The sequence below is a fragment of the Devosia neptuniae genome (genome assembly GCF_025452235.1).
GTDB lineage: Bacteria > Pseudomonadota > Alphaproteobacteria > Rhizobiales > Devosiaceae > Devosia.
The window spans coordinates 941512-961450 of record NZ_CP104965.1; the positions used below are offsets into that span (position 1 = coordinate 941512).

The following is a 19939-nucleotide window of genomic DNA, read 5'->3' on the forward strand; positions in this document are numbered from 1 at the left end:
CCTACCCCACCCGCACCAGCACCCGGCCGTTGACCTTCCCGGCCAAAATCCGTTGCGCCGCCCCGGGCAATTCCTCAAGCCCGATTTCCTCGACCAGTTCCTCATAGCCCGCAAAATCGAACAGCTCACCCAGCCTGTTCCAGGCCGCCACTCGCGTCGCATAGGGCTGCATGACGCTATCGATGCCAATCAACGTCACCCCGCGCAGGATGAAGGGCAAGACATTGGTTTCAAGCTCGATGCCCCCGGCATTGCCGATGCTGGCGACGGCACCGCCGTAATTGACCTGCCGCAGCAGCTTGCCCAGTATTGTGCCACCGACATTGTCGATAGCCGCCGCCCAGCGTGCGCTTTCGAGCGGCTTGTCGGCACCGCCGAGAAAGGCACTGCGGTCGATGACGCTGGACGCGCCCAAAAGGCGCAGCGCACCGGAGAGTTCCGGACGTCCCGACAGCGCGGCGACCTGATAGCCCAGCCGGGCCAGTATAGACGTGGCGATCGAACCGACCCCGCCGGCCGCGCCGGTCACCAGCACTTCCCCGGCATCGGGCCGCAGTCCAGCCGCCTCCAAGCGGTCGATGGCCAGCATAGCCGTCAGCCCGGCCGTGCCGGCGATCATGGCCTGGCGGGCGGTCAGCCCATCGGGCAATGGCACGAGCCAATCGGCGCTGACACGGGCGCGCTCGGCATAGCCGCCCCATTGGGCTTCGCCTACGCGCCAGCCCGTCAGCACGACGGCCTGGCCGGGCGCATAGCGGGGATCAATGCTCTCACGCACCATGCCAGAAAAATCGATGCCGGCGACATGAGGATAGGTCCGCACCAGCCCGCCCGCGCCGGTCAGGCACAGGCCATCCTTGTAGTTGAGGCCCGCCCATTGCACGTCGATGGTCACATTGCCGTCGGGCAGGCGCGCCTCATCCACCTGCTGAACCGATGAACTGATCCGCCCATCATCCGCCTTTTCAGTCACCAGAGCGCGAAAGCTCATCGACCGCCTCCCCAGGCATTGTTGATTAATGGCACCCTGACACGTTCGCGGCGGGCGCCACAAGCTGGTGCAATAGCGCAAAGCGCCTTATCTCTTTGTTCAGCAAGCCCCCAAAGAGTGTTTCCGTGACCGCTACACCCAGTGACAGCCAGATCGCCGTGATCGCCGAAACCTATCGCCTCTTGGGCGACCCTACCCGGCTGCGGGTGCTGCTGGCGTGCCTGAGCCAACCCATTGCCGTGGGTGATATCGCCAAGGCCGTCGCCGCCTCCCCCTCGCTGGTCAGCCATCATCTGCGCCTGTTGCGCGGTGCGCGGCTGGTGCGCGGCACGCGCCGCAACAAGCAGGTGTTCTACGCGGCGGCGGACGATCACATTGCCCGCATGCTGGCCGATATGATCGAGCACGTCATGGAGGAGCATGGGCCGGGTGAGGCCGAGGACGACCGCGACACCTGACCGCAGTGTCGGCCCGGCATCGCGCTTGATTTCTACATATGAACATGTATTCATATGAAGACGAAATGAGGAGCATTGCCGATGGCAGGCACAGGACCGGCCCATAATCCGGGCATTCATGATCACGCCGAGCACGATCATGACGACCACGACCACGCGGGGCATAACCACGCTGCGGCCGGGCACGATCACGCGAGCCATGGCGATCATGACCATGCGGGCCACGATCATAGCCATGCGCCTACGGTCAGCGCCGGCAATGAAAAGGTCGTGCTGATCGGCTTTGTGCTGACGGCAACCTTCATGGTCGCCGAGGTCGTAGCGGGCGTGCTCTCCGGTTCATTGGCGCTGATCGCCGATGCCGGGCATATGCTGACTGATGCCGCCGCATTGCTGCTGGCCTGGGCGGCGTTCCGCTTTGGGCGCCGGGCTTCCGACAGCAAGCGCAGCTTTGGTTATATGCGGCTCGAAGTGGTGGCCGGGCTGGTCAATGCGCTGGCGCTGTTCGCGCTCACGGGCTGGATTTTGTATGAGGCAATCCAGCGTTTCATGACGCCCCACGAAGTGCTGGCCGGGCCGATGTTCATCGTCGCCGTGCTGGGGCTGTTCATCAATATCGCGGTGTTTTTCGTGCTGTCGCGGGGCGACAAGGAGCATGTCAATATTCGCGGGGCCATGCTGCATGTGCTGGGCGACCTGCTCGGCTCGGTCGCCGCCATCGCCGCCGCCATCGTGATCTGGCTGACCGGCTGGATGCCGATCGATCCGATCCTGTCAGTGTTTGTGTGTCTGTTGGTGCTGCGCAGCGCCTGGAAGCTGTTCCGCGGCTCGCTGCATATCCTGATGGAAGGCACGCCGGGCAATGTGGCCATCGAGGATCTGGAAAAGAGCCTGCTGGCCGCCGTGCCGGGCCTCAAGGCGGCGCGCCATATCCATGTCTGGTCGATCACTTCGGGCAAGCCCGTGGCGACGCTGGAGATCGTTTTGGCGCCGGGAGCGGATGCGGCGGCGACGACGCTGGCGACCAAGCAGGCGCTGCTTGGGGATTACGGCATTACCCATTCGACCATCGAGATCGTGTGGGAGGAGGGCAAGCCGGGTTGCGCATTGGCGGCGGATGGGGTGCCGTAGGGCCTAGAGCCCACCCACACAGGCATATTTCAGCTCGGTGAATTCCAATATGCCGTGCGCAGACCCCTCGCGGGAATTTCCGCTTTCCTTGACGCCGCCGAAGGGGGCCAGTTCGGTGGAGATCAGGCCGGTATTGATGCCGACCATGCCATATTCCAACCGCTCCATCACCCGGAACAGCCGCGCCGCGTTCTGGGAATAGAAATAGGCTGCGAGCCCGGTTTCGGTGGCATTGGCCGCGGCGATCACTTCGTCCTCAGTGGTGAAGCGGAACACCGGCGCCACTGGCCCAAACGTCTCCTCCTGCGCCAGTTGCATATCGCCGGTTACGCCGGTCAGCACCGTGGGTTCAAAGAAGGTCTGGCCTAATTTGTGCCTTTTGCCGCCCAGCGCGATTTCGGCGCCTTTGGCGAGGGCATCGGCAATGTGCGTTTCCACCTTCTCCACCGCATCTTCGGTGATCAGCGGCCCCTGCACCACGCCTTCGGCGAAGCCATCGCCGACCTTGAGCGCGCTCACCTTGGCGATGAGCTTTTCGACAAAGGCGTCATGCACCTTGTCCTGCACATAGATGCGGTTGGTGCACACGCAAGTCTGCCCCATATTGCGGAATTTGGAGAGGATCGCGCCCTCGACCGCCGCGTCGATATCGGCATCGTCGAACACGATGAATGGCGCATTGCCGCCCAGTTCGAGCGCCACTTTCTTGACCGTTCCGGCGGCCTGCCGCATCAGGATTTTGCCCACTTCGGTCGAGCCGGTGAAGCCCACCAGCCGCACTTTGGGATGGCTGGTTAGTACGCCGCCGATGGCAATGGCGTCGCCGATGATGACGTTGATGGTCCCGGCCGGAAAGCCGGCACGCTGGGCGAGTTCCGCCAATGCCAGCGCCGTCAGCGGCGTCTCGGGCGCGGGCTTGAGAACCACGGTACAGCCAGCGGCCAGTGCCGGCGCAACCTTGCGGGTGATCATCGCGGCCGGGAAATTCCACGGCGTGATCGCTGCCACCACGCCGATCGGCTGGCGCAGCACCATGATGCGGGCATCAGCGCGGTGCGAGGGCAGCAATTCGCCCGCCACGCGCTTGGCCTCTTCGGCGTAGAATTCGATATAGGAGGCGGCATAATCGATCTCGCCCAGCGCCTCGGCAAAGGGCTTGCCCTGCTCGCTGGTGAGAATGGTGGCGAGATCTGTGCGAGCAGCCATGATCAGCTCGAACCATCTGCGCAGCACGGCGCTGCGGTCCTTGGCCGTTCGGGCGGCCCAGGGGTGGAACGCCTTGGCTGCTGCGTCCACGGCAATCGTTGCTTCCGCCGCGCCGTGATTGGGCACGTGGCCCAGGATTTCGCCATTGGCCGGATTGGTCACAGCCAGCGCCGCCTCGCCGGTAAACTGGCCATCGATGAAGCTCTGCGACCGCAACAGGGTCGGATCGGTCAAGGCGCGCATGGGGGACTCCTATTCGATATTGGCGGCGACGAGGGCGTTGGTGAGCTTGTCCAGGCCCTCGGCCAGCACGGCGTCGGAAATGGTCAGCGGATTGAGAACGCGGATGGTGTTGCCATGGATGCCACAGGACAACAAGACGAGCCCATCCTCCAGCGCCGCCGCGATTACCCGCTTGGTCGCCGCCGCATCTGGCTTGCCCTGCCGGTCGAGGATGTCGAAAGCGATCATGGCGCCGGGGCCGCGGATGGCGGTGATGGGCAATGCATCCTTGCGAATGACGATATCGCCCAATGACTTACGGATGATGCTACCCAGCTCATCGGCGCGCTGCAGCAGGCCTTCCTCGGCGATGATATCGAGCACAGCCAGCGCCGCTGCGCAGGCAATCGGGCTGCCGGCATAGGTGCCGCCCAGCCCGCCGGGCTCGGCCGCATCCATGATGTTTGCCTTGCCGATAACGCCCGACAACGGGAAGCCGCCAGCCAGGGATTTGGCCACCGTCACTAGGTCCGGTTCGACGCCGGAATGCTCGATGCCGAACATTTTTCCGGTGCGGGCAAAGCCGGTCTGGACCTCGTCGGCGATCAGGATAATGCCGTGGGTGTCGCAGGTTTTGCGGAGGGCTTTGAGCAATTCGGTGGGAGCGGGCAGGAAGCCGCCTTCGCCCTGGACGGGTTCGATGATGATGGCGGCTACATCGGTCGGCGCAATGTCGGCGCGGAACAGGGTTTCGAGGGCTTTGAGGGTGTCGGCGGTGCTGACGCCATGGCTCTCGGCGGGGAAGGGCAGATGGTAGATGGCGGGTGGGGCGACGCCGAATTTGACCTTGTAGGGGGCGACCTTGCCGGTCAGTGCCATGGTGAGGGTGGTGCGGCCGTGAAAGCCGCCGCTAAAGGCGATGACGCCGGGACGGCCGGTGGCGGCGCGGGCGATTTTTATTGCGTTTTCAACGGCTTCGGCGCCGGTCGAGAGCAGGATGGACTTGGCCGGCGCTGCGAATGGGGCCAGCGCATTGAGCCGTTCGCAGAGTTCTACATAGGGCTCGTAGGGCAAAATCTGGAAGGCGGTGTGGGTGAAGCGGTTGAGCTGGTCGCGGACGGCCTTGAGCACTTTGGGGTGGCGGTGGCCGGTGTTGAGCACGGCTATGCCGCCGGCAAAATCGATGTAGCGTTTGCCCTCAACGTCCCAGATTTCGGCGTTTTCCGCGCGCTCGGCATAGATGGGAAAGGCATTGGCGAGGCCGCGGGGAATGGCGGCGATGCGGCGCGCCTGGAGACCGGCATTGGATAGCATTTTGAGTCACTCACACGGCGAATTGGTGAGCGGACTGTTAGCGTTGAGCATGACATTGGGGTAGCAGATTGATTTGGGCAGAGTGGTGCATTAAAGCTTCCACTCATGAGCGAAAAGCTGTCCCTGCCACCGCTGATCATGCTGCGCGCCTTCGAGGCGGTTGCCCGCATGGGCAGCATGCGCAAAGCGGCCGACGACATCGGGGTGAGCCATACGGTGGTCAGCCGGCATGTGCGCAATCTGGAACATTGGCTGGGCCAGCCTTTGGTGACGGCGACGCCGCGCGGGGTGGTGCTGACGACGCAGGGCGAGACGCTGTTTGCCGCCACCAATCGTGCCTTCCGCATCATCGCCAATACGACCGCAGAATTGCGTCCGGCGTCGCGGCGGGCGGGGTTGCGCATCTGGTGCATGCCGGGGCTGGCGACGCGCTGGCTGACGCCGCGCCTGTCGCAGATCGAGGCGGCGATGGGGGACGTGGACATCAGCTTGCGGGCGATTGATCGGCTGCCGGATTTTGCGGCGGGCGAGGCTGACCTGATGATCGGGTTCGGCTCGTTCGACCGGCTGCCCACGGGCGCGGAACGGCTGATCTCGCCGCGCATGTTTCCGGCGGCCAGCCCGGCCTGGATTGCCCAGCATGGTGCGCCGGCCGATCTGGCCGAGCTGTCCCGCGCGCCGCTAATCCACGAGGAGAGCCGGCAGCAATGGACGGACTGGTTCGAGGCGATGGGGTTTGCGCTGCGGAGCGAATTGCGCGGGCCCCGGCTGTGGGATGCCAATCTGGGGTTTGACGCGGCGCTGGCCGGGCAAGGGATTGCGCTGGTGACGCGGTTGACCGCCGGGGCCGAAATCGACGATGGGCGGCTGGTGGAGATTTTGACCAGCAAGGTGCGGCTGGGTGGGTATTATCTGCTAGCCTCGCCGCAGCGGGCGGGGGATGCGGTATTGGCGCGGTTCGAGCGGTGGCTGGAGGAGAATTTGTCGCTGGATTAGCGAGGCCCGCGCGCTCATACGCGAGCGTGTGATTTTCGCTCCCGCACCGCTCCTGTCCACCCCGCTTTGACAAATTGTTCGGCTTGACGAAGCGGGCTCACAAACCGAGCTTAGGGGCACCTTCCCCCAAAATATCGCAGCATCATGACCATCTCCGCCAAGCCCGTTATCGGGGTTATTTCCAACCATGTCGTCGAGGATGAAGGCGCCTATATCGTCAAGGCGCGTTATGTCGACGCCGTTGCGCGCTATGCCGATGCGGTGCCGCTGATCTGTCCCAGTGTGGAGGATGTCAGCGATGCGGCGGCTATTGTGGCGCGGCTCGATGCCATTCTGCTGACCGGGGCCACGTCCAATATCGAGCCGGGCCGCTATGGCGCGGCGAGCGGACGGGCGCCGTTTGATCCGGCGCGTGATGGAATGGCGGCGGCGCTGATTGCGGCGGCGATGGCGGCGGGCAAGCCGGTGTTCGGGATTTGCCGGGGCCTGCAGGAAATCAATGTGGCGCTGGGCGGCACGCTGGTGGACCAGCGTGATGGGACCAACCAGGAATTGGCGCATCATGCGCCGGATGGCGTCGATCTGGATGCCATGTTTGCTCATGGGCATAGCGTGGACGTGGTGCCCGGCACGCCTTTGGCGGCGATTGCGGGCGAAGGGTCCTTTGCGGTCAATAGCGTGCATTTCCAGACCATTGGTGCCATGGGCAAGGGGCTGGTGGTCAATGCGCGTGCTCCCGATGGGGTGGTGGAGGCCGTGTCGTCGAGCGGGACGGCGGCGCCGATTCTGGCGGTGCAATGGCACCCGGAATGGCGGCCGGAGGGTAGGCCGCATGATCTGGCGTTTTGGCGGAATGTGGGGGACGTGGCTCGGGCGTATATGGGGCGGTGAGGTGTCGCTGACATAGCCCCAAACGCGGTGTCATCCCGGCGCAGGCCGGGACCCATCCTGAGGTATCGCAGTGCGCCGCCAGATCGACTGATGTTCGGTCGGCGGGTTGTTCGCACACCTTGCGGCAAGCGGCACCATCTCGAGATGGCCCCCGGCCTGCGCCGGGGTGACACCGTGGTTGGAGCTTCGTCGTTCAATAAGAATCCATTATCGATTGAATTTTGAATCGGAATTGGACAGGGGCGCTGGAAGGCCTTTGATTGGGGCGTCCAACCAAGTTATGGCCATTATGTCCGACAAGAAATTCTATCTCAAATTCGTCGATGCCAATGTGAAGGGCATCATTACGCTTTATTGGGACCATGCCCCCAAGACCTGCGAAGCCCTGTGGAATGCGCTCGAAACGCCGATCCAGTGGAAGGCCACCCACGCCATGTTCTCGGGCCCCGAGATCATGATGGGCCTGCCCGAAACGCATCGCAATTTCGACCCCACCGCCCTGCCGCCGGAAAACCAGACCATCATTCCCGAAGTGGGCGAGCTGCTCTGGTATTATCAGCCCAAGAACTTCTTCAAGATCGACCCGAGCGAGTTCTGGGAGATCGGCATGTTCTACGGCGTTGGTGGCCGCACATTCGGCCCCACGGGTTGGATTCCGTGCACCTATTTCGGCAAGATGACGGAAAATCTGGAAGCCGTTGCCGAGCAGTGCCGCCTGATCCGCATTGAAGGCGCCAAGACCGTTGAAATCGGCCGCCTCTAAGACAGTCGGCCGGGCGAGGGCCCGGCCAAATTTCAGCAAGGGAACGCAAATGAAAGCAACACTCGGTACGGCCGTTCTGGGCCTCTCGGCCCTGCTCGGCACCACTGCCTTCGCGCAGGACAATACGCTCACCATCAATTCCTTCGGCGGCGCGTATGAAGAGGCGCATCGCGCCTGTGTCATCACCCCGTTCGAGGCCGCCACCGGCGCCAAGGTCAATGTCGTCACCGCCTATTCGGCCGACGCCTTTGCCCAGCTGCGCGCCCAGAAGGCAGCGCCGCAATTCGACGTGATCCATTTTTCGGGCGGCCAGGAAATCGTTGCTGCAGCTGAGGGGCTGCTGGCGCCGATCGACAAGGCGAGCCTGAGCAATGCCGCCGATCTCTACGATTTCGCCAAGGCGGACCTGGCCAATGGCCAGGGTCCGGCCTATTCCATCGCCGCGATTGGCCTCGTGTTCAACACCGAAGCGGTGCCGGCTGCGCCCACCAAATGGACCGATCTGCTCAACCCTGAATATGGCGAGCATCTGGTGCTCACCGACATTTCCAACGGCTATGGCATGCTGAGCTTTCTGATGCTCAACCAGGTCGAAGGCGGGGATCTGAGCAATATCCAGCCGGGGCTCGATGCCGTCGGCAAGCTGCTCGATGCCGGTGCGGTGGTCGTCTCGACGTCGCCCGAAATCCAGCAGGAATTCGCCCAGAACGACGCCTGGATCGCGCCTTATGCGTCCGACTATGCGTTCACTTTGCGCAAGGCGGGCCTGCCCTCCGGGTTCGTGCAGGGCGAAGAAGGCACCCCTGCGAGCTATATCACGGCAAATCTGGTGGCCGGCCGGCCGAACAATGAACTGGCGCTGAAGTTCATCGATCTCGAAATCTCGGCCGAGGCCCAAAAGTGCTTTGCCGAAGCGCTGCGCTATTCGCCCACCAATGCCAAGACCGAACTGAGCCCCGAAGTCGCCGCTGACGTGGCCTATGGCGAGGCGGGCGTGGCCGGGTTGATCCGGTTTGATCCGGCAACCATCGAAGCCCATCGCACAGCTTGGGTGGAAGAGTGGAACAAGGCGATCGCCCGCTAGGCGAGACAGATATCGGGGCTCCCGACAAAGGGAGGCCCGAATGGCTCTGCTGACGCCTGCCACGTCGGCATGACACGATCCGGGCGAGGCACTCCCTCGCTTGCCCGGATCGCAGGGCCTCTTCACCCCCAACATGAAGAGGCCCGCCCCTTTTTCTCTGTTGCCGCCGCGGTGTCATCCCCGCGAAGCGGGGACCTCCGTTCAGCGGTGCAGAAGAAGAAAACGGAGGTTCCCACTTTCGCGGGAATGACCCGGAGATGTTAGATGGCAGGCACGACCTCGTGGTTCGACATCCTGAGCGTGTCGAAGGATCACCATGAGGTCTACTGATGAAGCGCGACCCAAGGAAAACTGCACTTGATGAATGACCGCACAGAAAACCTGCTGCTGGCCCTGCCGGGACTTCTGCTGCTGGTGCTCGCCTTCTTTCTGCCAATCGGGCAGATGCTGGTGCTTTCGGTGACGGGGCCGGAAGGTCCGCTGGCACCGTTTGCGCGGTTTTTGAGCGATCCCTATTATCTGGGCATTCTGTGGCGCACGGTGCGCCTGTCCTTCCTCATTACGCTGATCTGCGCCGCGATCGGGTTTCCGCTGGCCTATATCATGACCAAGGTGGGGCCGAGGCTGCGGCTATGGTTGGTCGTCATGGTCATCCTGCCGCTGATGACCAGCGTGGTGGTGCGCACCTTTGGCTGGATGGTGCTGCTGAGCCGTAGCGGGCTGATCCCCGAAATGCTGCGCGATATGGGCCTGGTGGGCCGCAATTTCGCTCTGATGCAGACCGAGACCGCCATTGTCATCGGCATGGTGCAGGTGTTGCTGCCCTTTATGGCGCTGTCGATTCTCGGGGTATTGACCCGGATCGATGGGCGGCTGGAAGAGGCCGCGCGCACCATGGGCTGCTCGTTCCTCCAGACTATTCGCATGGTGGTTTTGCCGCTGGCTTTGCCGGGGATCGTGGCGGGATCGCTGCTGTGTTTTACGCTCTCGGCCAGTTCCTTCGTCACGCCGAACCTGCTGGGTGGCACGCGCATTCAGGTGCTGGCGGCCTCGATCTATAAATCGGTGACGACGACGCCCGACTGGCCCTTTGCGGCGGCGCAGGCGGTGATCCTGTTTGCCGGGATCGCATTGGTGCTGGTGCCCTATATCAAGATGACGGGGGCCAAGCATGGTTAAGTCGGTTCCCACCTGGCTGCGCGTCCTGAGCGTGGTTTTCGTCGTGCTGACCGCGTTGATCCTGCTGGCGCCGCTGATCGTGGTGGTGGCCGTTTCGGTATCGGAAAGCCAGTTCATCGCCTTTCCGCCCAATGGGCTGAGCCTGCGCTGGTATCAACAGGTGCTGTCGTCCAACGCCTATCTTGGCGCGGGGTGGATCAGTATCCAGATCGCTGTGATGGTCACGGTGCTGGCGACGCTGATCGGGGGCGCGGCGGCCATTGCCATCCATCGCCGGCAATTGCCGTTTTCCGATGTGCTCGGCACGGTGTTCCTGTCGCCGCTGGTATTGCCCACCATCATCTATGCCATCGGCATGCTGATGTTCTGGAGCTCGGCCTTTGGGCCGGTGTCGCCGGTGACGCTGGCGCTCAGCCACACCATCATTGCCCTGCCCTATGTGGTGCGCACGACGCTGGCGGTGCTGGCCGAGTCCAATCCGTATCTGGAGGAAGCGGCGCGGACCATGGGCGCCAACCGGCTGCAGCGGCTGTGGTTCGTCGTCGTGCCGCAATGCATTCCGGGGCTGGCGGCGGGGGCGTTTTTTGCCTTCAATATCTCGTTTGACGAGGCGGTGCTGTCGCTGTTCCTGCGCGGGCCGACGCTGACCACCCTGCCCGTGCAGATTTACGGCCAGATCGAATTCTCCCCCGATCCATCGGTGGCGGCGGTGTCCACCATCATGATTGCCCTGACTGTGGTGTTGATCTTCGTGATCGACCGCATGCTGGGGCTGACCAAATTTGCGAGTGCCTGACCCATGGCCAATGTGCGCCTGACCTCGATTCAGAAATCCTTCGCCAAGACCGCGGTGTTGCATTCCATCTCGCTCGATATCGCCTCGGGCGAGTTCATCAGCCTGCTCGGGGCTTCGGGGTGCGGCAAGACCACCCTGCTGCGCATCGTGGCGGGGCTGGAAAGCGTCACCGCGGGCGCGGTGGAAATCGATGGCCGCGATGTGACGGGGCTGCCGCCGGAAAAGCGGGACATTGCCATGATGTTCCAATCCTATGCGCTGCTGCCGCATTTGAGCGTGGCGGAGAATGTGCGCTTTCCGCTGCGCATGCGGGGCATTGGCAATCGCGAGGAGCAGGCCGAACAGGTCAAGGCGGCGCTCGAAACCGTGCAGTTGGGGCATCTGGCCGAGCGCAAGCCGCGGCAACTCTCGGGCGGGCAGCAGCAGCGCGTGGCGCTGGCGCGGGCCATCGTTTCCAAGCCCAAGGTTTTGTTGCTGGATGAGCCGCTGAGCAATCTCGATGCCCGCCTGCGCGAGGATATGCAGGTGGAACTGATCGAAATTCACCAGCGGCTGGGGCTGACCACGATTTTCGTGACGCATGACCAGGAGGAGGCGCTGAGCCTGTCCGATCGGATCGTGCTGCTCAATGCCGGGCGGATCGAGCAGGAAGGCACGCCGGCGCAGATTTATAGCCAACCGGCGACGGGGTTTGCGTCGAATTTCATTGGGTCGGCGAATCTTTTGCCCGCCGAGATCGTGGAAGGGCCGGATGGCCCGGTGGCGCGTTTTGGCGATGGGCAGGAACTGGCTTTGGCCAAAAGTGAGACGGCGCGGGGGACTGCGACGGTCGCTTTGCGGCAGGAGGATTTGAGCCTGTCGGCCGAGGGCAATGGCCCCAAGGCCAAGGTGCGTACGCGCGTGTTTCTGGGGGCGCGCAATCGCTATGTGATGAGCCTGGCCGGTCATCCGCTGCGGGCGCTGACCGCCAATGATCTTGATTTTACCGATGGGCAGGAGGTGAGCCTCGCCATCGATCCCGCACGCATCCGCATCATCCGCGACTAACCGGAATTCCCGACATGACTTATGAAACCCGCCTCTTCATCAATGGCGCCTATATGGCCGGCAATGGGCCGGCTTTGCCGAGCCACGAGCCGGCGACGGGCAAGCTGCTCGCCGAGGTCGCCTCGGCCGATACGGGCCAGGTTGATCTGGCTGTCACCACCGCCCATGCGGCTTTTGCCAAATGGGGCAAGGCTACGCCCAAGGAGCGCAGCCGGGCGCTGTTGCGCATTGCCGACGCCATTGAGGCGCGGGCTGACGCCTTGGCCGACGTGGAATCGGTCAATGCCGGCAAGCCCTGGCGCTATGTGAAGGCGGGGGAATTGGCCAATGTGGCCGATGTGTTCCGCTATTTCGGCACGGCGGCGCGCAATGTGCCGGGCACACCGGCCAATGGTTTTCGGTCGAGCCGCCATACGTCGATCCTGCGGCGCGATCCGCTGGGCGTGATCGCTTCGATTGCGCCGTGGAACTATCCGTTGCTGATGGCGGCCTGGAAGATCGCGCCGGCTGTGGCGGCGGGCAATACGGTCGTCATCAAGCCATCGGAGAATACGCCGCTGAGCCTGTTGTTCCTGGCCTCGATCCTGGCGGAATTCCTGCCCGAGGGGGTGGTCAATGTGGTGACCGGCGATGGCCCCAATGTGGGGCAGACGCTGATCACCCATCCCCTGGTGCGGATGATTTCGCTGACGGGCGATGTGCGCACGGGCCGCGCTGTGCTCAAGGCGGCGGCGGGCGACAGCATCAAGCGGACGCATCTGGAATTGGGCGGCAAGGCGCCGGTGATCGTTTGTGCCGATGCCGATGTGGACAACCTGGTCGAGACGCTGCGCGAAGCCAGTTTCTACAATGCCGGGCAGGATTGCACGGCCGCTTGCCGGATTTTCGTGGACCAGAGCATTGCCCAGGAGGTGACCGACAAGCTTTCGGCCATGATCGGGAGCCTGGTCTATGGCGCGCCCGAGCGTGACGATGTCGAGTTTGGTCCGCTGATCACGGCCGCCCAGCGCGAGCGGGTGGCCGGGTTTGTTGACCGGGCGCGGCAGGCTGGCGGCGATATCGTGGCTGGGGGCAAGACGCCTGAGGGCGCGGGCTATTATTATGAGCCGACGCTGGTTGCGGCGCCCATCACGACCGAGATCGTGCAGAAGGAAGTGTTTGGTCCGGTGCTGACCATTACCGCTTTCGACAATCCCGAGACGGCTTTGGGCTGGGCCAATGCGTCCGAATACGGGCTGGCCTCGTCGGTCTGGTCGCGGGACAGCACGCTAGCGATGAACCTGACCAATCGGCTGGAATATGGCGTGACCTGGGTCAATACCCATGGCGTGTTTGCCACCGAGATGCCGCATGGCGGGATGAAAAATTCGGGCTATGGCTCGGACCTCTCCATGCAGTCGCTGATCGATTATACGCAGGTGCGGCACATTATGGTGGCGTCGTAGGGCAACCTCCGGATGGCCGCCGCTTCCTCCCCCATCGTCATTGCCCGGCTCGTCCGGGCAATCCAGCGATGCGGCGGCATCCCATGGATCACCCGGACGGGCCGGGTGGTGACGGGGAGGAGAGATCGCATCCTCGCTCAAGCACCTGCAATTTCCGCTCCTAAGAAAAAGCACCCGAGATATGGCCAAGTCTGATAGAGGAAGCGCTATGCGCATCCTCGACATGACGACCTTTGTCGCCTTGGCGCGGCACCGCCATTTTGGCCGTGCTGCCCAGGAATTGCATACGACCCAACCCGCCATTTCCATCCGCCTGGCCGCGATGGAGCAGGAATTCGGCTGCAAGCTGATGCATCGTACCGGCCGCGATTTCTCGCTGACACCGGGCGGCGAGCGGGTGCTGGAGACATTCCGGACGATCCTGGCCTCCTATGACAATCTCAAGCATGAGCTGGCCGACGAGAACACCCACGCCGCCAAGGTGGTGCGGATCGGGGCTATCGACTCGGTGTCATCGACCTGGATGACGCCGTTTGTGGAAGAGCTGCATGATGCTTTCCCCACGCTCAAGATCGAGCTGACGGTGGAGGGCACCAAGAGCCTCGTCGAGGGGATGAACAAGGGCGAGTTCGATGTGATCTTTGCCGTCGATCCGGCTATCGGCGACAATTTCCGCAGCTTTACGTCCTGCGTGCTGCAGATGACCTGGGCCGGCTCGCCCAAGATCATCGATCCGGACCGGACCTATAGCGTGGACGATCTGGCTGACATGCCGATTATCACCTTTCCCAAGGACACCCCGCCCTATCGGATGATCGCGCCCTATTTCCAGGACGAGCAGGTGCTGGCGGGCAAATTGACCAGTTCCAATTCGCTCTATTCGATCATCAACCTCTTGATCGACGGGTTCGGCGTGGGTGCCATTCCCACGGTGACGATCAAGCGGGAGCTGAAGATGGGGCTGTTGCATCCCATTCGGGTGACCAAGCGCTTCCCCCCATGCCGATTATCGGCACCTATCAGGCGACGACCGAGACCGATCTGATCCGGCGGGTGGTGGAACAGGCAAGGCTGAGTGCGGCACTGTTTTGTGCGACGGTGGATCCGAGCATGGCCTGGGTGGATTGATGTTTGGCCCTTGGGGACCGTTCGTTGCTTGTGCCGTGTTGGTAATGGCCCTCGGCGCAAGCCCGAGGGAGACGCGGTGATTGTTGATGCTCTTAGTAGCTGTCTTATGCAGGCAGGGATTTGAGCCCTAAGCCCTGCCCCGCCGGTCCCATAGCACATAGCCAAACGCGGCGATCAGCATGGCTGAGAGGGCGAACCAGGTCAGGGCGTAGATCAGGTGATTGTTGGAGAAGGTGAGCACGGTGAGGCCGCCGATGGGATAGGCGTCGCTGTCGCGTTCGGCGTCGAGGAAGAAGGGGGCGATTGGGGATAGATTTTTTGCGGTGGCGATGGCTGTGACGTCGCGGGAGAACCAGCGGTCGGATGCCGGGTCGTTGTTGCGCAGGAAAGCGCCACCGGGTTCGCTGACGCGCAGGAGACCGGTGATGGTTACATCGCCTTGGGGAGCGTCACGGGTGGCGGGGTCGCGGCGGTCGGGCGGGACGAAGCCGCGGTTGACCAGGACGGTGCCGTTTTGGGTGACCAATGGGGTCAGGACCCAGAAGCCGCCGCCATAGGCGGTGACGGCCTGGACCAGGGTTTCTCTTGTGTTGTCGAAATGGCCGGTGACGCTGGCGTGGCGGTATTCGTCGGCGTCGGGATTAAAGCTGCTCCAGAAGGCCGGGTCCCCGGCGTCGATGGGGTCGGCGTGGACCCTTTCGTCGACGGCGGCGATCAGGGCGGTTTTCCAGGCCAGCCGCTCGAGCTGCCAGACGCCCAGGGCGGCGAAGCCGAGGGCGCCCAGCAGGGCGATGGTGCCGATGATCGTGAGCGCCCGGGGTGAGCGGGGGCGGCGCTCTGCCTGGTCGGTCATGGCTACATCAGGTTGACCGGGTCCATGGTGTGGCCGGGCATCATATTGGTGTTGAGGTGGTACATGACCCAGAGCGAGCCCGAGAGGGCGATGACCACGACGATGATGGTGAAGATTGCCGCCATCATGGTCCAGCCGCCTTCCGAGCGGGTGTTCATGTGCAGGAAATAGATCATGTGCACCAGGATCTGCGCCACGCCGAAGGCCATGATGACCAGGGTGGTGATCATGGAGTCAGCGATGACATTGCCCATGACCAGCCAGAACGGAATGGCGGTGAGGATAACCGAGAGGGCAAAGCCGGTGAGATAGGTCTTGCGGGTGCCATGGCTGTGGCCATCGCCGGTGACGCTCGGATTGGGATGGGCGTGGGCGGCCTGGGCCGGGGTGACGTGATCGTTCGTGCTCATCGCAGCATCCCCATGAGATAGACGACAGTGAAGACGCCGATCCAGATGACGTCGAGGAAGTGCCAGAACATGGAGAGGCACTGCACCCGGACCTGATTGGCCGGGACCAGCCCGCGCTGGCCGATCTGCACCATCAGCGTCACCAGCCAGATGATACCGAAGGTGACGTGCAGGGCATGGGTGCCCACCAGCACGAAGAAGGAGGACAGGAAGGCGCTGCGCTGCGGCACGGCGCCCTCGTGGATCATGTGGTAGAATTCGTAGAGCGTGAGCGCCAGGAACACGGCGCCCAGGAGGCCGGTAATGGCCAGCCAGAGCTGGGTGGTGCCGCGCTTGTTCTGCTCCATTTCCAGCATGGCAAAGCCATAGGTGATGGAGGAGAGCAGGAGCGCGGTGGTGCTGACGGCAACCAATGGCAGGTTGAACAGATCGGCCGGGGACGGACCCGCCGCGAAATTGCCGCCCAGCACGCCATAGATGGCAAAGAGGGTAGCAAAGATCAGGCAGTCGCTCATCAGATAGAGCCAGAAGCCCAGCATGGTCGAGGCATGAGGGGGATGCTCATGCGGCTCGAGATCGTAGAAGGCGACCGCTTCGTCCTGAGCGGTATCGACATTGGTGCTCATGTTACTTCCCTGCCCCCAGCAATTGTGTGCGGGCGGTCTCGGTGGCGACGACATCTTCGACCGGGATGTAGAAATCGCGGTCATAATTGAAGGTGTGGAAGATCGCGACGGCCAGGATGCCGACAAAGCTCAGCACGGCCAGCCACCACATATACCAGATCAGCGCGAAGCCCAGCGCCACGCTGAGGCCCGCCAGCACGATGCCGGCCCAGGTATTGCGCGGCATGTGGATGGCGCGGAAGCCTTCCACCGGGCGCTGTGCATTGCGCTTTTTCATATCGGCCCAGGCGTCATTGTCGTGGATCACCGGGGTGAAGGCGAAATTGTAGGCCGGGGGCGGCGAAGAGGTCGCCCATTCGAGCGTACGGCCATTCCAGGGATCGCCCGAGGTGTCCCAATCCTTGTTCTTGCCGAGGATGGAAACGGCGAACTGAATGATCATGGCGCCGATGCCCAGGGCAATGACAGCGGCCCCGATGCCGGCAATGATGAACCAGATCTGCAGCGAGGGATCATCGAACGTGCGCAGGCGCCGGGTGACGCCCATCAGGCCCAGCACATAGAGCGGCGCGAAAGCCAGCCAGAACCCCACTACCCAGAACCAGAAGCTGAGTTTGCCCCAGAACTGGTTGAGCTTGTAGCCGAAGGCTTTTGGCCACCAGTAATTGATGCCGGCAAAGATGCCGAACAGCACGCCGCCAATGATCACATTATGGAAGTGGGCGACGAGGAAGAGCGAATTGTGCAGCACGAAATCGGCGGGGGGAACCGCCAGCAAGACGCCGGTCATGCCGCCAATGGTGAAGGTGATCATGAAGGCAATGAGCCACATCATGGGCAGCTCGAAGCGGATGCGGCCCTTGTACATGGTGAAGAGCCAATTGAAGATCTTCGCCCCGGTGGGGATGGAGATGATCATGGTGGTGATGCCGAAGAAGGAATTGACGCTCGCCCCCGACCCCATGGTGAAGAAGTGGTGCAGCCAGACCAGGTAAGACAGGATGGTGATGACCACGGTGGCATAGACCATGGAAGTGTAGCCAAACAGGCGCTTGCCCGAGAAGGTCGAGGCGACTTCCGAGAAGATACCGAAGCAGGGCAGGATGAGGATGTAAACCTCGGGGTGACCCCAGATCCAGATGAGGTTCACATACATCATCGGATTGCCGCCGAAGTCGTTGGTGAAGAAATTGGTGCCGACATAGCGATCGAGCGCCAAGAGGGTCAGCACCGCCGTCAGCACCGGGAAGGAAGCGACGATCAGCACATTGGTGCAGAGCGAGGTCCAGGTGAAGACGGGCATTTTCATCATGCCCATGCCGGGGGCACGCATCTTGACGATGGTGGCGATGAGATTGACGCCGGAGAGCGTGGTGCCGACGCCCGCCACCTGCAGGCCCCAGATGTAATAATCCACCCCTGAGGCCGGACTATATTCGATGCCGGACAGCGGAGGATAGGCGAGCCAGCCGGTCTGGGCGAATTCCCCAACGAACAGGCTCATCATGATCAGCACGGCGCCGCCGGCGGTCATCCAGAAGCTGAAATTGTTGAGGAAGGGGAAGCTGACGTCGCGCGCGCCGATCTGCAGCGGCACGATATAGTTCATGAAGCCGGTGATCAGCGGCATGGCCACGAAGAAGATCATGATCACGCCATGGGCGGTGAAGACCTGATCGTAATGGTGGGCGTTGAGATACCCTTCGGAGCCACCAAAGGCCATGGCCTGTTGCAGGCGCATCATGATGGCGTCGGAAAAGCCGCGCAGCAGCATGACCAGACCCAGCACCATATACATGATACCGATCTTCTTGTGGTCGACGCTGGTGAACCATTCGGTCCAGAGGTACCCCCAGAGCTTGAAATAGGTCAGCGCGGCGACCAGGGCCAGACCGCCCAAAGCCACCACGATGAAGGTGACGACCAGGATGGGCTCGTGCAGCGGCAGCACTTCCCAGGTCAGGCGGCCGAAAATGAAGGTCCAGAATTCGTTGTTCATAGTGTGCTCGCCGCACTGGTGGTTGCAAGAGATGCGGTCTGGCCAGCCAGCCAGGACATGGCGGCCGCTGCGGCCGGCGATTGCAGCAAGGAGGGGGAGACAGGCCGACGCCTGTGACCATGGCCGGCTTGGGCGCGGAGAGCGCGGGCAGCTTGGCCGTCATGGCGATGGCTTCATCGACCGAGCAGAGCGCGGCGACATAAGTCTTTTGCGGACCGAGCGCCGAGCGGTTGCGCGTGCCGCCGCCATAGAGGGCGGGGGCGATATTGTCGACACCGGCAAGGCCCAGTCCACCGCGGTCGTCGATCGACATTATCTCGCTCATGCACATCTTGTCGAGCTCGACGCACATATTGACGATGGCGGTATAGAGCCCGTTCTCGACGCCGGCAAAATGGGTGACGGGAACTTTTTCGGTGGGCTTTTCGAGTTCGAGATAGAGCTTGCGATCGAGCTGGGCATCGGCGCCGCGCACATTGGTGACCCATTGGTCGAACCCGGCAGTATCGACGCCGCGGAATTCGAAATGCATGCCGGAAAAGCCGTGCCCGCTGTAATTGGCGGAAAAGCCCTTGTAGCTGCCGGGCTGGTTGACCACGGCATGAAGCCGCGTCTGCATGCCGGGCATGGCGTAGATCTGGCCGGCCAAAGCGGGGATGTAGAAGGAGTTCATCACCGAGGAGGAGGTCAGCGTGAAGCTGATCGGGCGATCGACCGGGGCGACCAGTTCGTTGACGCTGGCGATGTTGTATTGCGGGTAGATGAACAGCCATTTCCAATCGAGCGCCACGACTTCCACCTCGAGCGGGGTCATGTCGGCGGTGACCGGCTGGCCGGGGGCGATGCGGCCCAATTGGCGATAGGGATCGAGCAAATGGGTGCCCACCCAGGTGACGGCGCCCAGGCAAATGATGATGGCGAGCGGGGCGGCCCAGATCACCAGTTCGAGATGGGTCGAGTGATCCCAATCGGGCTGGTAATCGGCATGCTCATTGCCGTGCCGGTATTTGCGGGCAAAGATCACCACCAGCGCCAGCACCGGAATGATGATCAGCAGCATCAGGAAGGTGGCGATCAGGATCAGGTCGCGCTGCTGGGCGGCGATATCGCCGGCGGGGGCGAGGACCACTGCATTGCAGCCCGCGAGCATGGCGGCGAGGGGAAACAGGAGGGCAAGTTTGATCAGACGAGACACTTGGGCGTTCCTCGATGAGGTTTCGCAATCTTCGTCGCCCTATGCCTGTCCAGCGACAAACGCCATCGGGCATTTTGTCCACTCCCGTTCCGGAGTAGAATAGGGCAAGGGAGAGCTTAACCGTATTGCATTGCGCCGCAAAGAGCCCTGCTCGAAACGGCCGAAGATTCGACAAAACCCCAATCAAATCAAGGCAGTGAACCAG

At 62.7% G+C, this 19939-nt stretch carries 18 protein-coding genes and 1 pseudogene; 11 read left to right on the plus strand and 8 right to left on the minus strand.

Annotation, left to right across the window (positions count from 1 at the left end; all coding sequences use genetic code 11):
* Position 1: 1 nt before the first annotated feature.
* The gene (locus tag N8A98_RS07235) at positions 2-991 is read right to left on the minus strand and encodes an acrylyl-CoA reductase family protein (protein ID WP_262170297.1); all 990 of its coding nucleotides are present in this window, start codon (positions 989-991) and stop codon (positions 2-4) included.
* A gap of 125 nt (positions 992-1116) precedes the next feature.
* On the opposite strand from N8A98_RS07235, the gene N8A98_RS07240 reads away from it, so the two are divergent.
* Together N8A98_RS07240 and N8A98_RS07245 are read left to right on the plus strand one after the other, a co-directional pair.
* Positions 1117-1449: an ArsR/SmtB family transcription factor gene (locus N8A98_RS07240; protein WP_262170298.1), complete on the plus strand. Its 333-nt coding sequence runs from the start codon at positions 1117-1119 to the stop codon at positions 1447-1449.
* A gap of 81 nt (positions 1450-1530) precedes the next feature.
* Positions 1531-2580, plus strand: a complete 1050-nt coding sequence (locus N8A98_RS07245; RefSeq protein ID WP_262170299.1) for a cation diffusion facilitator family transporter — start codon at positions 1531-1533, stop codon at positions 2578-2580.
* Positions 2581-2583: 3 nt separating this feature from the next.
* Here the strand turns inward: N8A98_RS07245 and N8A98_RS07250 are convergent, their stop codons facing one another.
* Positions 2584-4029 (minus strand): NAD-dependent succinate-semialdehyde dehydrogenase, encoded by a 1446-nt coding sequence (locus N8A98_RS07250; RefSeq protein ID WP_262170300.1) that lies wholly within the window; start codon positions 4027-4029, stop codon positions 2584-2586.
* A gap of 9 nt (positions 4030-4038) precedes the next feature.
* Positions 4039-5322, minus strand: coding sequence for a 4-aminobutyrate--2-oxoglutarate transaminase (gene gabT / locus N8A98_RS07255; RefSeq protein WP_262170302.1), 1284 nt, complete (start codon positions 5320-5322; stop codon positions 4039-4041).
* Positions 5323-5427: 105 nt separating this feature from the next.
* Here gabT and N8A98_RS07260 point away from each other — a divergent pair, with 105 nt between their 5' ends.
* From N8A98_RS07260 to N8A98_RS07300, 9 genes are all read left to right on the plus strand, one after another.
* Complete coding sequence (locus tag N8A98_RS07260; protein WP_262170303.1) at positions 5428-6318, plus strand: LysR substrate-binding domain-containing protein; 891 nt, start codon at positions 5428-5430, stop codon at positions 6316-6318.
* 144 nt (positions 6319-6462) lie between these two features.
* Complete coding sequence (locus N8A98_RS07265) at positions 6463-7209, plus strand: gamma-glutamyl-gamma-aminobutyrate hydrolase family protein (protein ID WP_262170305.1); 747 nt, start codon at positions 6463-6465, stop codon at positions 7207-7209.
* Between the two features lie 289 nt (positions 7210-7498).
* The gene (locus N8A98_RS07270; protein ID WP_262170306.1) at positions 7499-7972 is read left to right on the plus strand and encodes a DUF3830 family protein; all 474 of its coding nucleotides are present in this window, start codon (positions 7499-7501) and stop codon (positions 7970-7972) included.
* 49 nt (positions 7973-8021) lie between these two features.
* Positions 8022-9056 carry an ABC transporter substrate-binding protein gene (locus N8A98_RS07275; protein WP_262170308.1) on the plus strand — a complete coding sequence of 345 codons (1035 nt, stop codon included), beginning with the start codon at positions 8022-8024 and terminating at the stop codon, positions 9054-9056.
* 360 nt (positions 9057-9416) lie between these two features.
* Positions 9417-10235, plus strand: a complete 819-nt coding sequence (locus tag N8A98_RS07280) for an ABC transporter permease (RefSeq protein ID WP_262170310.1) — start codon at positions 9417-9419, stop codon at positions 10233-10235.
* Positions 10228-11031 (plus strand): ABC transporter permease, encoded by an 804-nt coding sequence (locus N8A98_RS07285; protein WP_262170311.1) that lies wholly within the window; start codon positions 10228-10230, stop codon positions 11029-11031. The genes N8A98_RS07280 and N8A98_RS07285 overlap by 8 nt, the downstream gene beginning before the upstream one ends.
* Before the next feature lie 3 nt (positions 11032-11034).
* Positions 11035-12078 (plus strand): ABC transporter ATP-binding protein, encoded by a 1044-nt coding sequence (locus N8A98_RS07290; RefSeq protein WP_262170313.1) that lies wholly within the window; start codon positions 11035-11037, stop codon positions 12076-12078.
* A gap of 14 nt (positions 12079-12092) precedes the next feature.
* Positions 12093-13523 (plus strand): aminobutyraldehyde dehydrogenase, encoded by a 1431-nt coding sequence (locus N8A98_RS07295; RefSeq protein ID WP_262170314.1) that lies wholly within the window; start codon positions 12093-12095, stop codon positions 13521-13523.
* 208 nt (positions 13524-13731) lie between these two features.
* Positions 13732-14568 carry a LysR family transcriptional regulator gene (locus N8A98_RS07300; protein WP_262170316.1) on the plus strand — a complete coding sequence of 279 codons (837 nt, stop codon included), beginning with the start codon at positions 13732-13734 and terminating at the stop codon, positions 14566-14568.
* Between the two features lie 210 nt (positions 14569-14778).
* Here the strand turns inward: N8A98_RS07300 and N8A98_RS07305 are convergent, their stop codons facing one another.
* From N8A98_RS07305 to cyoA, 5 genes and pseudogenes are all read right to left on the minus strand, one after another.
* Entirely contained in the window at positions 14779-15504 is a 726-nt protein-coding gene (locus N8A98_RS07305) for an SURF1 family protein (protein ID WP_262170317.1), read from the minus strand.
* A 2-nt stretch (positions 15505-15506) separates the two neighbouring features.
* Positions 15507-15914 carry a cytochrome o ubiquinol oxidase subunit IV gene (gene cyoD / locus N8A98_RS07310; protein WP_113122152.1) on the minus strand — a complete coding sequence of 136 codons (408 nt, stop codon included), beginning with the start codon at positions 15912-15914 and terminating at the stop codon, positions 15507-15509.
* Positions 15911-16540 (minus strand): cytochrome o ubiquinol oxidase subunit III, encoded by a 630-nt coding sequence (gene cyoC, locus N8A98_RS07315; protein WP_113122153.1) that lies wholly within the window; start codon positions 16538-16540, stop codon positions 15911-15913. The genes cyoD and cyoC overlap by 4 nt, the downstream gene beginning before the upstream one ends.
* Position 16541: 1 nt before the next feature.
* On the minus strand, positions 16542-18539 hold the full coding sequence (gene cyoB / locus N8A98_RS07320; protein ID WP_262170320.1) for a cytochrome o ubiquinol oxidase subunit I: 1998 nt from the start codon (positions 18537-18539) through the stop codon (positions 16542-16544).
* Positions 18540-18630: 91 nt separating this feature from the next.
* A pseudogene (gene cyoA / locus N8A98_RS07325) lies at positions 18631-19734 on the minus strand (ubiquinol oxidase subunit II); the annotation flags it as partial.
* Positions 19735-19939 lie beyond the last annotated feature (205 nt).